A 15,127-nucleotide genomic window follows, 5' to 3' on the forward strand; every position below is an offset into this window, starting at 1 on the left:
CTGTGATCGGTGCCCTTCGTTATCAGGCCCGATCCGCGATGCCAACCCGTGAAGTGGGGTTGTGATGGTCTATCAGGCGGCGCGGCTGCCCAGAGCTTCAGTGACGGCGATTTCGGCCATGGCCAGCGCGGCATTCCTGGTCTTGGCGGCGGCGATGAAGCGGCCGTTGTGGCAGAAGGTGGCGCCTTCGACGCCGCTCGCCACTTCCAGATCGTGATTGGTGAGCCCGGCCCAGGCGGCGGGCAGGTCGGCGCGCAGCTCGAAGCCGTCTTCGCTGCGACGGATGCCGGTGAGGCACCAATCCTTGTCGCGCGGATGGACGACGAAAAGCAGGTGATCGGCGCCGGCCTTCACGACGGCGGCGCGGAAGGGCATGCCCATGGGCAGTTCAAGCACGCGACCGGAGCCGGTTGCCTCGATGGCCTTCGTGACCAGGGCTTCGGCGCGGAGTTTTGCGGCGCTACGCGCCACACCGGCTTCGACGAAGCTGCGCGCCACGACAAGGGCTTTCTGGAACGCCTGATTGTCGGCATCGCCATCGCGATCATCGAAATCGGGCTTCAGGGTTTCCAGGAGAGAGGAGAGAGACAGGCTTGCCAGGGGGCCAGATGGGCTGATGGCGCCATTGTCGACGAGGTCGATGGGGAGCACCAGGTTGCCATCGACGGAAGCGTGGACGCTCTCGATGTGTTCGGCAGGAACATTGAACGAGGCGATGTAGTCGCGGCCAAAATGCTTCCAGACGAGGCCAAAGGAACTATAGGGCTGGCCGTCGTCGCGTAGCGGGGCGCCGCGCTGGTGGTGGTCGAAAATCCGGAGGTCGGCATCATAGGCGCCGCCGACATCGTAGATGATACGATCGGGGGCAGGGGTAATCCATTCCGGGGCGCGGCTGCGCACGATCTCGGCATTTGGGAAGAGCCGGGTCAGGATGACGCTCGACAGCAGTTCATCGGCATGAAATCCACCGGAGTGGGTGACGAGGAATGCTGGTGTCATCTCTGGGGCGGTCCTGCAATTTTAATCGGGCGTCACGACCCCACGCGGTCCCGACAACCCTTGCTATCCTGCTTCGGCTGCCCGATGCAATGTTATCGTTAAGAAAGCGTTAAGATATGCTTCTGGCATTGTCCCTGGCGGCGGTTTGCGACGGTGGGACGACAAAGCCATAAGCATCCCATTAACCCGGCATCTTTATGTCTCCGCCGCAAGCAGCAGGCGTGCAGGCCCGCAGCGCGGTCAATTGCGACAGGCAAACGTCATCCACGGGAGGGTAGATGATCAGTCTCAGCTGGGTGACGACTGGGGGCTTTGCCATTCTGGCAATGCTCTGCGTCAGTGTTTTCTTTGGTATGCGGCGGCTGACGTCCCTCGCCTGGCTGACGGTCACGGCGGTGGTCGCCACGGTGCAGACGGCCTTTCTTGCCGACGCGCATGAAATGGTGCTGAGCTCGATTGCCGTCACCGTATTGAGCCCGCTCGCCTATATCTGTTTCGGCCAATCCATTCGCGCGGCGCTGGGGCAGGACGAGCAGAACCGTGCGCTCTATGTGACCGTGGCGCTGCTCACGGTGCTTGGGATCGGTCTCAAGCTCGCGGATGTGCCCTTTGTGCTGCGGACGCCGGTTTTCCAGTTTGCCTGTGCGCTGGCGCTGTTCGACAGCCTGCAGCGGCTGATGAATTTTCGCGAGCGCCGGGTGGTGGAGAATGTCCTGCTGGCGGTCGTCGGCTGCGTGACTGCCATTTTTGTGCTGCGGGGCGTGGCCTATCCGCTGATTTTTCCGGCCGACATGGCCTATGGCGTGCTGCGCGCCAGCATGCTCGAACGCGCGACACTATTGTTTTCGGCGGTGTTTTCGGTGCTGGCCATGTTTCTGTTGCTGGCGCGGATCATCAATGGCGTGATCGTCAACTATCGGCGGCGGTCCGAATGCGACAGCCTGACGGGACTGTTGAACCACCAGGCCTTTCACCAATTGGGCGGTGTGGTCAGCAAGGTTGGGGGCAGTGTGGTCTTTTGCGATATCGACCACTTCAAAACGATCAATGACCGGTTCGGGCACCTCGCCGGAGACAAGGCGCTTTGCGCTTTTGCCGATCTTTTGCGGGCCAGCGGCTATCAGGCCGGGCGGGTCGGGGGCGAGGAATTCGCGGTGATCGTGCCGGGGCTTTCGGGACAGGCCGCCATGATCGAGGCGGATCGGGTGCGCAAGAAATTCAAGGATCTGCGCCATGCCGGCATGCCGCCGGAATGGTGGATCAGCGCCAGCTTTGGCGTTGCCGAATATGGTGCCGGCCAGGCGCCGCAAAGCGCCTTTGGGCGGGCGGATGCGGCCCTTTACCGAGCCAAGACGGCGGGCCGCAATCGCGTGGCGATATCAGAGGTCCCGGCGGAGGCCGAGACCGAAGCGGCGTGAGCCGTCAGGCTGGCTGGCCGAAGCGTTCGTCGAAGGCGTAGCCGGCGCCGCGCACGGTGCGGATCGGGTCGTTTTCGCGGCCACGATTGATGGCGCGGCGGAGGCGGCCGATATGGACGTCGACGGTGCGTTCGTCGACATAGACGTCATTGCCCCAGACGCCGTCGAGAAGCTGCTCGCGCGAATAGACGCGGCCCGGGTGGCGCATGAGATATTCGAGCAGGCGATATTCGGTTGGGCCGAGATGCACGTCGCGGGTGGAGCGACGCACGCGGTGCGTGGTGCGGTCTAGCTCGAGATCGCCGACCTTGAGGGCTGCGGTCACGAGGTTCGGATTGGCGCGGCGGAGGAGGGCGTGGATGCGTGCGACCAGCTCGGGAACCGAGAAGGGTTTTACCACGTAGTCGTCGGCACCTGTGGACAGACCGCGGACGCGTTCTTCTTCTTCACCGCGGGCGGTGAGCATGATGACCGGGATGCGCGAAGTTTCTTCGCGGGCGCGGAGGCGGCGGCACAGTTCGATGCCGGAGATTTCGGGCAGCATCCAATCGAGCAGGATCAGATCGGGCAGCTTTTCGGCAATGGCGTGCTGGGCTTCGTCGCCGGTTTCAGCGGTGACGACGCGAAAACCCTCGGCTTCGAGGTTGTAGCGCAGCAGAATGGCGATATCGCCCTCGTCTTCGACAACGAGAATGGTCGCGGGCATAGGCGTGCTCCATCGATCGGCAGCCGCATGCTGCCGTCATTCGTTCTGTTTTGTCACCACCCTCTTCAGCTGCCCCCACGAAGGAGGCGGTGACTCGTTTGGGATAGTCCTCGGCCGTCAGGCCTTGATCTGGGTGCGATGCAGTTCCTGCACATCAGCGGTGAGCTGCTTGCCAGTCTGCAGGTAATAGGCGCGTTCGGCGATGTTGGTCGCGTGGTCGCCGATGCGTTCGAGGTTCTTGGCGCAGAACAAGAGATGCGTGCAGGTGGTGATGTTGCGCGGATCTTCCAGCATATAGGTCAGGAGTTCACGGAAGAGCGAGGTGTACATGGCGTCGACTTCGTCGTCGCGGTTGCACACTTCCACCGAGGCCGCGGCGTCGCGATTGGCATAGGCGTCGAGGGCGTCCTTGACCTGACGCAGCACAAGGGCGGTCATGTTCTTGACGCCATTGTAGAAGGTCGGCTGCAGGTTGATGCCTTCGAGCTTGAGCGAACGGCGGGCCAACTGCTTGGCCATGTCGCCGACGCGCTCGAGGTCGTTGGCGACGTGGATGGCAGTGACGATCGAGCGCAGGTCGCTGGCCATGGGCTGGCGACGGGCGATGATCGACACGCACATGTCATCGATCCGGCGCTGCATGTCGTCGATGCGCTGGTCGGCGATGATGGTGAGGTCGGCCAGCTCACGGTCGAGCTTGAGAAGGGCCTTGGTGCCGTTCTCGATGGCGACTTCAACCTGGCCCCCCATTTCGGCGATAGCCTGGGCGAGGGTGTTGAGCTCGTCGGTGAAGGACGAGACGATATGGTCGGATGCGGTATTGGGCATGATGTTGGTTCCTCGTTCCGCGATCAGCCGATGCGGCCCATGATGTAGTCCTGGGTCTGCTTGTTCACCGGATTGGTGAAGATGTCCTCGGTCGGGCCCTGTTCGATCAGGTTGCCGAGGTGGAAGAAGGCGGTGCGCTGGGAAACGCGAGCGGCCTGCTGCATCGAGTGGGTCACGATGACGATGGTGTAGTTTTCGCGCAATTCGTCGATCAGCTCTTCGATGACGGCGGTCGCGATCGGGTCGAGGGCCGAGCAGGGCTCATCCATGAGGATAACTTCCGGGCCGACGGCGATGGCGCGGGCAATGCAGAGGCGCTGCTGCTGGCCACCGGAAAGACCGGTACCGGGCTCCTGCAGACGATCCTTCACTTCTTCGAAGAGACCGGCCTTGCGCAGGGACGACACGACGATCTCATCGAGGTCGGCCTTGTTGCGAGCCAGGCCATGGATGCGGGGGCCGTAGGCGACGTTGTCGTAAATGGACTTGGGGAACGGATTGGGCTTCTGGAAGACCATGCCGATGCGGGCGCGCAGTTCGACCACGTCAAGCGCCGGGGCGTAGATGTCTTCGCCGTCGAGCTTGATCGTGCCGCCAACCTTGGCGCCTTCGATGGTGTCGTTCATGCGGTTGATGCAGCGCAGGAACGTCGACTTGCCGCAGCCCGAGGGTCCGATGAAAGCGGTGACGGCGCGATCGGGGATGTCGATCGAGATGCCGTGCAGGGCCTGCTTGGCGCCGTAGTGAACGGTCACGTCGCGAGCGGTGAGGCGGATGGGGCGTTCGAGCACATCAGTCGGGTTCATGGCGGAGTCCACGTTCAGGGAAGTCTTCTTAACCTTGCCGGCAAGCATATCCATTTGGCTCATCCTTAAGCACGCTTTTCAAGGCGCGAGCGGAGATAGATCGCCACGCCGTTCAGCAGGATCATGACCGCCAGCAGCACCATGATGGCGGCAGCCGTGCGGGGTTCGAAGAAGTTGCGGTTTTCGTTGCCCTGCCAGAGGTAGATCTGGACAGGGAGAGCGGCGGCCTGGTCGAGCGGGGTCGCAGGGACCGAGGCGACGAAGGCCTTCATGCCGATCAGCAGGAGCGGAGCGGTTTCGCCCAGAGCGTGGGCGACGCCGAGAATGGTGGCCGTGAGGATCGACGGGAAGGTCACCGGCAGCACGTGGTGGAACACCATCTGGGTCTTGGATGCGCCCATGCCGAGGGCCGCCTGGCGCAGGGCCGGGGAGACGCCCATCAGCGCGCCACGGGTGGCGATGATGATGGTGGGCAGGGTCATCAGGGTCAGCACCAGACCACCGACCAGCGGAGCCGAGATCGGCAGGTGGAACCAGTTGATGAACACAGCGGCGCCGAGGAGACCGAAAACGATCGAGGGGACGGCGGCGAGGTTGTTGATGTTGACTTCGATGAGGTCGGTCAGACGCGACTTCGGCGCGAACTCTTCGAGGTAGATGGCGGCGGCAACACCGATCGGAACGGCCAGGACGACCACGATCAGCATCATCCACAGCGTGCCGACGAAGGCACCGAGCAGACCTGCCGAGGCAGGGGCGGCACGGCTATCGACATTGGTGAAGATCGACCAGGCGAAACCATTCGAGATGGTGCCGTTCTCGACGAAGATGTCGATCAGCTGGCGGGCCGGCGGCGACAACTGCTGCTGGGCATCGCCGAGGTCACGGTTGATATTGCCCTTGATCCAGTTGGCGGCATTGGCCGAGGCGAGCACATCGACTTCCACGGTCTGGCCGAGGAGCGAGGGATCACGCACGAACATTTCGCGGATCTGGTGACGGGCGTTGGTTTCCGGGATCGACTGGATCTGACGGCTGTCGATCTCGAAACCTTCCGGAGCGGCCTTGCGGAGCGAAGCCTCAACGATGGTGTTCCAGTTCAGCAGGGCCAGATCGCGCTGCCACTTGAGGCTGGCAGCGGTGTATTCGGCGTCCGAAGCAAAATCGCCGCGTGCCGGAGCCGGACCAACGTCGATCACTTCGGCATCGAAGGTCACCGAGAGGTGGACGTTCGACTGGACGAAGGCCGGGATGCCCTTGCGGAACACGTCTGCAAAGAGCAGCGCCACGAAGCCAAGGGCGATGGCGATGGCTGCAATGCCGAGCCCGCGGAAGATCTGCTCATTGAGGTGACGGCGACGAAGGCCGGCGCGAATGAGGGCAGTACGTTCGGACGAGGACTTGTCGGGGGAAGTCTGAATGTCGGTAGCCATTTTATTCGTACTGCTCCCGGAAGCGGCGGACGATGTAGAGGGCGAAGATATTGAGGCAGAGGGTCACGACGAAGAGCGTCAGACCGAGTGCGAAGCCAACGAGCGACTGGGGACCGGTGAAATCGGTATCGCCGGTGAGCTGGTTGACGATGGAAACGGTGATGGTCGAAACCGGCTCGAACGGGCTGCCACGCAGGATCGGCGCGTTACCGGCGGCGAGAACCACGATCATGGTTTCGCCGATGGCGCGGCTGACGGCGAGGAGGAAGGCGCCGACGATACCGGGGAGGGCGGCTGGCAGCAGCACATTGCGGATCGTCTCGGACTGGGTGGCGCCAAGGCCGTAAGCACCGTCGCGCAGGGTGCGCGGCACCTGGTTCATGATGTCATCGGAGAGCGACGACACGAACGGGATGATCATGATGCCCATGACGATACCGGCGGTCAGGGCCGAGGTGGCGCTGATCTGAAGGCCGATGGCATTGCCGAAATCGCGGAGGAAGGGGCCAACCGTGACGAGGGCGAAGAAGCCGAAGACGATCGTCGGGATACCAGCGAGGATTTCGATGAGCGGCTTGGCGACAGCGCGGAACGACTTGGGGGCGTACTGGCTGAGATAGATGGCCGACAGGAGGCCAACCGGGACAGCGACGATCATGGCGATGGCCGTGATCATCAGCGTGCCGGAGAGCAGCGGCAGGAGGCCATAAGAGCCGTGATTGTCGCCGCCGGCATTGTTCGGAGCCCAGACGGTGCCAAAGAAGAAGTCGATCGGGTTGATGAAGGTAAAGAAGCGCAGCGCTTCGGTGACCAGCGAGGCCACGATGCCGACGGTGGTCAGAATGGCGACGGCGGAACAGGCGAGCAACAGGACATTGACGACGCGCTCGACCGAGTTGCGGGCCCGGAGGCGGGCATTGATCTGGGAGCGGGCGTAGAAGAGGCCGGCGCCGCCAGCGACCACTGCGAGGATCAGCGTGCCAGCGAAAGTGAGGAAATTGAACGAGCGTACAGCGTCGCCGGCTGCCTGCTCCCAGGGAGCGGTTTCGCCTGCCACGCCGTAGCCGGAGGCCAGGGCATTGATGCGGATCAGAGCGCCATTGAGGCCAGCCTGGTCGAGCGAGACGAGGATGTCCTGCGGGATCTGCGAGACGGTGTAGTTGTGGGTGATGCCGCCGCCGAACCAGGCCCAGAGCAGCAGGATAACCAGCGCCGGGATCATGGCCCAGATCGCGGTGAACGACCCGTGATATTGCGGGCGAGAGTGAACCTTGACGCCATCAGCAGTGACGAGGTTCCGGCTCTTCGACCAGCCGGTCTGATAGGAAATGCCTAGAAGGACAATTAGTACGCCGGCTACGACCAGAGCATTCATCGCGATGCGCCCCCGCGGGAAAACGAAAGAGCGGGCCGCACCGGAATGGTGCGACCCGCGAAAAGTCTATTACTGAGCGCCAGCTTCGAAAGCAGCGAGAACTTCAGCGGTCTTTTCAGCCGGCTGCGGGATCAGGCCAGCGGCTTCAAGAGCACCACCTTCACCGGAGACGCCTTCGGAGAGGAAGAACTGGACGTATTCTTCGATGCCCGGGATCACGCCGATGTGCTGACCCTTGACGTAGAAGAACAGCGGACGCGAGACGGGGTATTCGCCGCCGGCAACGGTTTCCTTGGAGGGAACGACACCGTCGATGGTGGCAACCTTGAGCGAGTCGGTGTTCTGTTCGTAGAACGACAGACCGAACACGCCAACGGTGTTGGCATCCGAGTTCAGGCGAGCGAGGGTCTCGGTGTAGTCGCCCGAGATTTCGATGACCACGTCCTGACGGAAGGTGGTTTCAGCGGCCTTGATGTCGTCTTCCGACATGCCTTCGGGGTGACCGGCTTCCTTGAAGCCAGCGGTGACGACCTTCTCCTGGAAGACTTCACGGGTGCCGTGGTTCGAAGCCGGGATGGCGAGCGAGATCGGCTGGTTCGGGAGCGAAGCGTCGATTTCGTTCCAGGTCTTGTAGGGGTTGTCGACCATGGCGCCGTCAACCATGACCTTGGCAGCGATTGCCTTGTAGATCTGGACCGGGGTCAGGGCGAAGTCAGCGCCCGAAGCGGACGAGGCAAACACGATGCCGTCGAAGCCGAACTGGACTTCACGAACGTCGGTCACGCCAGCAGCGGTGCAAGCTTCGAGTTCGGCGTCCTTGATCTGGCGCGAGGCATTGGCGATGTCGATGGTGTTGTCGCCGGTGCCTTCGCAGAACTGCTTCAGGCCGCCGCCGGTGCCGCCGGAGCCGACGACCGGGGTCTTGAACTCGGGGAATGCAGCGCTGAATTCTTCAGCAACGATCGAGGCGAAGGGCAGGACCGTCGACGAGCCGGCGATCTGGATGGTGTCGCGCGACTGGGCGAAAGCAGCTGACGTGCCGAAGGCGGCGAGCGCGATAACGGCGGCGCTAGCAAAAAGTGCGGTCTTCATGAAAGTTCCCTTTCGGAATTCGGTTCTTAGACATGGCCAGCCATTAACTTGCGACCGCCCTGTGACGCGGCAGACCATATTGGCGCCCAGCGACGGTTTTATTGCAGATAGGTGACTGGTTTGTGACAGTGTAACAGTCTGATTTAACAGGATAATTCGGTTAGTATCAGATGCGTGACACATTGTGACACGTTGTTTTGTGACTCTTTGCGAGCCCGGATTCACGGCGTGTCAGAGAGGAGTTTAGTGGGCAATTGTGACAGTTGGACTGTCTGTCAACGCAAAAGCGGGCGGAGGTCTGACTGGATCTTGCGCATCAGCGGCAGGAAGCTCGCGATCATGCGCGAGGTGGAGGCGCGGGCGGTCTGGGCGCCGATGTTCAGAGCAGCGATGGTCTTGCCGGCGGAATTGTAGAGCGGGACCGCTATGGAGCAGAGGCCGAGTTCGAGTTCCTGATCGATGACTGCAAAGCCTTGGGCGGCGACGACGGCCAGTTCGGTGGTGATGCTGGGGAGGTCGGCCTTGGTGCGGCTGGTATAGGCGATGAGCTCGGAGCGATCGAGAATGGCGCGGGCTTCTTCCGGCGGCAGGGACGCGAGGAGAATGCGGCCCATGGAGGTGCAATAGGCGGGGAGCCGGGCACCGGGGCCGAGATTGATCGACATGACGCGGCGGGTGGAGGCGCGGGCGACGTAGAGAATGTCGGTGCCGTCGAGGACGGCGGCGGAACCGCTTTCGCCGGTCGCGTCGGAGAGCTCATCGAGGAAGGGCTGGATCATCTGGGGCAGGGTGTTGGCTGCCAGATAGAAGTGGCCGAGGTTCAGTACGCGGGGGGTGAGCTGAAAGAATTTTCCGTCATATGTGGCGTAGCCGAGATGGACGAGGGTCAGGAGGCAACGGCGGGCCGTGGCGCGTTCGAGGCCCGTGCGGGCAGCGACGTCCGTGATCGACATGCGGGCGTTCTGTTCGTCGAAGCATTCGATGACGGCGAGACCGCGTGCCAGGCCGTGAATGATGTCTCCGTCGCGCATGGTGGCCTCGGGTGGTGGTTGGCCTGAGGTGCCATGGATGGCGGGGGAAGGGAAGTGAATTAGGCGAGGAGATTCGCGGTTGGGGCGACGTCCCCCTCACCCGTCTCGCGCGATGCGCGATCCACCCTCTCCCCGAGGGGGAGAGGAATGGGCCGGTGAATGTGAAAGCAGATCAGCCGAAGTTGGCCAGGCCCTGCACGCCGCGGTGGAAGCGGGCCAACTTGGCGTAGAAGTCTTCCAGAATGTAGCGGATGTCGATCGTGTCGTAGACCTTGATCGGACGGTGCTGGCCATTGTGGATGTAGTGCATCTGCGGGCTGAACTCGGGTGCGGGGCGCCAATCGTAGGTGCCGCCCATCGGGTTGAGGATTACCGAGAGGGCGGGGGTATCGCCGAGCGAGCGATGCTCGATAGGGCCCTGGTGCACGCGGAAATTCCAGTCGATGAGCTGGTCAACGAGGTATTTGCCGATCGGGCCCTTGTCTTCGCAGCGTTCCTGAAGTTCGGCATAGCTCACCGACATCATGCGATAGACGGTGGACGGGATCTGCCAGACCTGGACCTTTGAGCGCATCACCACGTTGGCGGCGGCGATGTCGTTCATCAGGTTGAATTCGCGGCCGCCCGAGGGCCAGACGCCGCCGCCGATCCAGACGCAGATGACGTTGCGCTCGTTGAGGCGCGGTTCCATCAGGATGGCCGAGGCCATGTCGGTCAGCGGGCCGAGGAAGGCGACGTAAAGCGGACGGTCGTCGTCCTTCATGGCTTCGTCGATGATCATCTGGGCGCCCGGAGAGGGAACCGGCGTTTTTTCATCGGGGAGGGCCGTGGCGGCGCCATTGGCGACTGGGATGCGGCCTTCTAGGTCCATGAGCTTGAGCAGCAGATCGATCTCGGCGCGGCTGTCGAGCATCGACGTCTTGGAGCGGTGCGCGCCGAAATGGGCGGCGATGATGCCGTGGAAGTCGAAAGTCGGCGTAAGCAGGGCGTGGACGATGGTGAACTGATCGTCGGCCTCGTTCTTGGCGTCGGTATTGAGGATCAGACGCGCGCGCTTCTCGCGGGGGAGATTGGTCATTACTGCTCTCCCAATGCGCCGAAGAGGGCCTTCTGGGCGATCTTCATGGCGCCAATGGCGTCGTGACGGCTCTGGGCTTCCTGCAGAGCATCGATATCGAGGCGGTCGAGGCCCTTGGCTGCGGCCTTGAGGAAGTCGATGGCGTGGGTGGCCGTAGCGACGGAGTCTTCGCGGAAGGGGAACTGGTCGAGCTGCCAGACGCCTTCCCACTTGTTCTTCTTGAGGACGTAGAAGAACTCGAAGAGCTCGAGCGGATGGAGCGAGCCGGCGACGAGGTCATCGTCCCAGGAGCGGTAGTTGTCGTTGACGTCCATGCCGAAGAGGCGGCCGTGGTCGATGGCGAGCTGGGCGGAGTCAGCGGCCGATTCACCGCCCATGATGGCGTGGCCGAAATCGAGCAGGATGCCGACGTTGGGCAGGCCGATCTTCTCGATGCCGAGAATGGTGCGGGCAACCGAACCAAAGCTCATCCGGACGCGGGGTTCGCGCGGCTTGTATTCGATGACGAATTTGAGGTCCGGATTTTCCGAGGCGAGCTGGCCGACGCCGTCGAGCGAGCGCTGCCACTGGGTCGAATAATCGACCTGGAAGGGGTAGTCCCAGCCGTCCTGACCGGGCCAGAGCTTTACGTAGTCGGCCTTATGGAAGCGGACGACGTCGCAGGCGGCGGTGATGAGTTCGTGGGCCTTGCGGCGAATGCCGGCGTCTGGATTGGTGAAGGCGCCCTTGACGAAATCACGGGTGTAGATTTCGGGCGTGATGCCTATGACCTTGAGATTGTTGCGGTCGAGCGCGGTCTTGATCTCGGTGTCGGAGAATTCTCCGCCGAAATAGGGCCAGTTGAGGTCGACGACCGAAAGGTCTTTGACCTGACCGGCGAGATCGATGGCTTCGATGATATTGCGCGGGATGCCGTAGCCGTCGGTGGCGTAGCGGTCGAGATAGGTCGCAAAGTGCCAGATGCCGGCGCCAAAACGCTGGGTGGTCATTGGTTTCCTCCACTGTTCTGTTGGTCTTTTGTCGCGAGCGTCTGGGTCACGGCGGACTTCCAGCGCTGACGGTGTTTCTTGGCAGTTGGCTCGTCCATCTGCGGCGCGAAGTGGCCGGCGGCGGGGACGCCCGGCATGGCAATGCCGATGGATGAGAAGGCGAGGGCAGCAGCACCGAGGGCGCTGACTTCGGGGGCGGCGGCAGCGGCAACTGGGCGGCCCAAAATGTCGGACTGGAATTGCATCACAGTCGCGTTGCGCGAGGCGCCGCCATCGGCACGGAGTTCGCCGAGGGGAGACGCCATGTCGGCTTCCATGGCGGAATAGACGTCGGCGACCTGGAAGGCGATGGCTTCCAATGCGGCGCGGGCGAGGTGGGCCGGCTTGGTACCGAGGGACATGCCGGTGATGGTGCCGCGGGCGTCGGCGCGCCAATAGGGGGCGCCGAGGCCGACAAGGGCGGGTACGAAGGAGACGCCATTGCTGTCGGGAACGGCTTCGGCGAGGGCCGAGAGCGCGGCAGCGTCAGCGAGGCCGAGGAGCTCGGCGGTGAAGGCGGCGGTCTGGCCGGAGACGGAGATGTTGCCTTCGAGAGCGTGCTGGGCTTTTCCGCCCTGACTCCAGGCGATCGTCGAGGAGATGCCGTGGGTGGAGCGGACACGGTTAGGCGTCAGGGCCATCAAGGAGGTGCCGGTGCCGTAGGTGGCTTTTACTGTGCCGGGGGTACGGACGCCGTGGCCGAAGAGGGCGGCGTGGGAGTCGCCGATCATGGCGAGGATTGGTGTGCCGGCGGGGAGGGCCGTGGCGCCTTCGGCGGTGACGCCGAACCGGGTGTCGGAGGATTTGACTTCGGCCAGCATGTTTTGCGGTACGCCGAAGAGGGCGCAGAGGTCGGCATCCCAGGCCAGCGTCTCGGTATTGAAGAGCTGGGTGCGGGAGGCGTTGGAATGGTCGGTGGCGTGTGTTGCGCCGCCGGTGAGATTCCAGAGGAGCCAGGAATCGACTGTGCCGACGCGGAGTTCGCCAGCCTCGGCACGGGCGCGTGCGCCGGGTGTGTTGTCGAGCAGCCAGGCGATCTTGGCGGCGGGGAAGAGGGGATCGAGCGCGAGACCGGTTTTGGCCTCGATGGTTTCGGCGTGGCCGGCGGCGCGGAGGGCGTCGCATTTGGGCGCGGAGCGGCGGCACTGCCAGATGACGACGGGGCCGATGGGCTCACCGGTCGCAGCGTCCCAGACAAGGATCGACTCGCGCTGATTGGAGATGCCGATGCCGGCGATGTCAGTGGTGCCGGCCTTGGCGACGACTTCGGCGATGACCGTTTTTACCCCATCAACCAGCGCGGTGGCCGATTGCTCGGCCCAACCGGGATGGGGATAGGTGACGATGTTGGGCATCGAGGCCTGATGGAGGACACGGCCGGAGGCATCCACCAACAATGCCTTGGTGTTGGTGGTGCCCTGGTCGATGGCGAGGATCAGCTCGCTGGTCATTTTTTGCGCGCGATGGTCTGGCGCACGGCGTCGGCAATGCCGGTTTCGTTGAGCCCAAAATTGTCAAAAAGCCATTCCGCAGAGCCGGTGGGCACGAAGCCGGGGAAGCCGAGGATGCGCATGGGTACGGGGTTGGTCGAGATGACGACCTCGGCCACGGCGCCGCCAAGGCCGCCGCGGACGGAGTGTTCTTCCACCGTGACGATGGCGCCGGTTTCGGTGGCAACAGCGATGACGGCTTCGTCCAGCGGATTAACGGTGGCCATGTTGACGACACGGGCCGAGATGCCTTCGGCGGCGAGCGCCTTGGCTGCGGCGACGGCGCGGTGGACCATGGTGCCGTTGGCGATGATGGTGGCGTCAGTGCCCTCTACGAGGGTTTCGGCCTTGCCGATCTCGAAGACGGCGCCTTCGGGACGATCGAGGGCAGGGACGGTCATGCGGCTGACGCGGACGAAGACCGGGCCGTCATAGGCAGCGGCGGCCTTGATGGCCTCGGCAGTCTGCCAGGGATCGGCCGGGACGATCAGCTTCATGTTGTTGAAGAGACGGAGCCAGGCGAGGTCTTCGATGGAGTGATGGGTCGGGCCCAGCTCGCCATAGGCGACGCCGGAGGACTGGCCGATCAGTTTCACGTTGACGTTGGAATAGGCGATGTCGGCCTTTACCTGTTCCAGCGCGCGGCCAGTGATGAAGCACGAGGCGGCCGAGACGAAGGGCACCTTGCCGCCATTGGCAAGGCCGGCGCCGACAGCGACGAGGGTCTGTTCGGCAATGCCGACATTGACCATGCGATCAGGGAATTTCGTGCGGAAGCCGCCGAGTTTGGACGAGCCGACGCTATCGCTCACCACCGTGACGATGCGCGGATCGGCTTCGGCCAGGGCCTCGATGGTTTTGGCAAAGCTGTCGCGGCAATCGAAGAGGCCGGCTTTGGGGGGGGCAGCAGCGCTCATCAGACGAGTTCCCGCATGGCTTGTTCGTATTGCTCTTTATTCGGCACGCCGTGATGCCAGGCGACGTTGTCGTGCATGAAGCTGACGCCCTTGCCCTTAAAGGTGTTGGCGATGACGCAGAGCGGTTTGCCGCGGCCCTTTGGCGAGGCCGAGAGGACTTCGAGCAGTTTGGCGTGGTCGTGGCCATCGACGACTTCAACATGCCAGCCGAAGGCGCGCCACTTGTCATCAAGCGGATCGAGCGAGGCGGTGTCCTCGGTACGCGCGCCCTGCTGCAGGCGGTTGCGGTCGATGATGAGTGTCAGGTTTTCCAGCTTGCGGTGGCCGCCGGTGAGAGCTGCCTCCCAATTGCTGCCTTCCTGCAGTTCACCATCGCCGGTGAGGACGAAGGTGCGGTAGTCGGCATTGTCGATCTGGCCGGCAATGGCGATGCCGAGGGCGACGGGGAGGCCGTGGCCGAGCGGTCCGGTATTGGTTTCGACGCCGGGGAGGTAATTGCGGTTCGGGTGGCCGTTGAGCTTCGAGAGCGGCTTCATGTAGTCCGAAAGGTCCGCCTCCGGGAAATAGCCAGCGCGGGCGAGGACGGAGTAGAAGGCGCCGGTGCAATGGCCCTTGCTCATGACGAAGCGATCGCGCTTTGGATCGCGCGGGTTCTTCGGGTCGTAGCGCATGACGCCGAAGTAGAGGGTCGCGAGCACGTCGGTGGCGCTGAAATCGCCGCCCGGGTGGCCCTGCTGGGCCTCATAGACCATCTGGAAGCTGCGGCGGCGTATCCACAACGCCTGCGCGGCGATATCGCCCACGAGGTCGTTCTTGAGGGGAGCGGCGGGTGATGGCAAGGGGACCTCCGTCGGCAATTGCCTCAGCGAAAAATGCCGAGGCGGGATGCTCTTGTATGGTTGAGTACCGCTTGCTTTGCTTTCGTG

The 15,127-nt window shown here is 63.2% G+C and carries 14 protein-coding genes; 1 reads left to right on the forward strand and 13 read right to left on the reverse strand.

Translation table 11 applies throughout. The features are described from left to right. Window positions 1-72 precede the first annotated feature (72 nt). Window positions 73-999, reverse strand: a complete 927-nt coding sequence (locus J7557_RS01905; protein ID WP_291416797.1) for an MYG1 family protein — start codon at window positions 997-999, stop codon at window positions 73-75. Window positions 1,000-1,277: 278 nt separating this feature from the next. On the opposite strand from J7557_RS01905, the gene J7557_RS01910 reads away from it, so the two are divergent. Next, window positions 1,278-2,417, forward strand: a complete 1,140-nt coding sequence (locus J7557_RS01910) for a diguanylate cyclase (protein WP_291416799.1) — start codon at window positions 1,278-1,280, stop codon at window positions 2,415-2,417. Between the two features lie 4 nt (window positions 2,418-2,421). Here J7557_RS01910 and phoB read toward each other — a convergent pair whose 3' ends face one another. From phoB to J7557_RS01970, 12 genes are all read right to left on the reverse strand, one after another. Further along, window positions 2,422-3,123, reverse strand: coding sequence for a phosphate regulon transcriptional regulator PhoB (gene phoB, locus J7557_RS01915; RefSeq protein ID WP_035087338.1), 702 nt, complete (start codon window positions 3,121-3,123; stop codon window positions 2,422-2,424). A gap of 117 nt (window positions 3,124-3,240) precedes the next feature. Continuing rightward, entirely contained in the window at window positions 3,241-3,951 is a 711-nt protein-coding gene (gene phoU, locus J7557_RS01920) for a phosphate signaling complex protein PhoU (protein WP_291416803.1), read from the reverse strand. A 23-nt stretch (window positions 3,952-3,974) separates the two neighbouring features. Then, window positions 3,975-4,757: a phosphate ABC transporter ATP-binding protein PstB gene (gene pstB / locus J7557_RS01925; RefSeq protein ID WP_291418259.1), complete on the reverse strand. Its 783-nt coding sequence runs from the start codon at window positions 4,755-4,757 to the stop codon at window positions 3,975-3,977. Between the two features lie 65 nt (window positions 4,758-4,822). Then, window positions 4,823-6,190, reverse strand: coding sequence for a phosphate ABC transporter permease PstA (gene pstA / locus J7557_RS01930; RefSeq protein ID WP_291416805.1), 1,368 nt, complete (start codon window positions 6,188-6,190; stop codon window positions 4,823-4,825). 1 nt (window position 6,191) lies between these two features. Further along, window positions 6,192-7,565, reverse strand: a complete 1,374-nt coding sequence (pstC, locus tag J7557_RS01935; RefSeq protein ID WP_291416807.1) for a phosphate ABC transporter permease subunit PstC — start codon at window positions 7,563-7,565, stop codon at window positions 6,192-6,194. Window positions 7,566-7,634: 69 nt separating this feature from the next. Beyond that, on the reverse strand, window positions 7,635-8,657 hold the full coding sequence (locus J7557_RS01940) for a substrate-binding domain-containing protein (RefSeq protein WP_291416809.1): 1,023 nt from the start codon (window positions 8,655-8,657) through the stop codon (window positions 7,635-7,637). Between the two features lie 275 nt (window positions 8,658-8,932). Continuing rightward, window positions 8,933-9,688: an IclR family transcriptional regulator gene (locus J7557_RS01945; protein WP_291416811.1), complete on the reverse strand. Its 756-nt coding sequence runs from the start codon at window positions 9,686-9,688 to the stop codon at window positions 8,933-8,935. Between the two features lie 172 nt (window positions 9,689-9,860). Then, a complete protein-coding gene (locus J7557_RS01950) occupies window positions 9,861-10,766 on the reverse strand; it encodes a nucleoside hydrolase (protein WP_291416813.1) in 906 nt (301 codons plus the stop codon). Continuing rightward, window positions 10,766-11,755, reverse strand: coding sequence for a TIM barrel protein (locus tag J7557_RS01955; protein WP_291416815.1), 990 nt, complete (start codon window positions 11,753-11,755; stop codon window positions 10,766-10,768). Before J7557_RS01955 ends, J7557_RS01950 begins: the two co-directional genes overlap by 1 nt. Next, the gene (locus tag J7557_RS01960; RefSeq protein ID WP_291416817.1) at window positions 11,752-13,245 is read right to left on the reverse strand and encodes an FGGY family carbohydrate kinase; all 1,494 of its coding nucleotides are present in this window, start codon (window positions 13,243-13,245) and stop codon (window positions 11,752-11,754) included. Before J7557_RS01960 ends, J7557_RS01955 begins: the two co-directional genes overlap by 4 nt. Next, a complete protein-coding gene (locus tag J7557_RS01965) occupies window positions 13,242-14,201 on the reverse strand; it encodes a transketolase C-terminal domain-containing protein (RefSeq protein ID WP_291416819.1) in 960 nt (319 codons plus the stop codon). Before J7557_RS01965 ends, J7557_RS01960 begins: the two co-directional genes overlap by 4 nt. After that, on the reverse strand, window positions 14,201-14,953 hold the full coding sequence (locus tag J7557_RS01970; RefSeq protein WP_291418261.1) for a transketolase: 753 nt from the start codon (window positions 14,951-14,953) through the stop codon (window positions 14,201-14,203). The genes J7557_RS01965 and J7557_RS01970 overlap by 1 nt, the downstream gene beginning before the upstream one ends. Window positions 14,954-15,127: the final 174 nt, after the last annotated feature.

The sequence above is a fragment of the Devosia sp. genome (assembly GCF_017744655.1).
Lineage (GTDB): Bacteria > Pseudomonadota > Alphaproteobacteria > Rhizobiales > Devosiaceae > Devosia.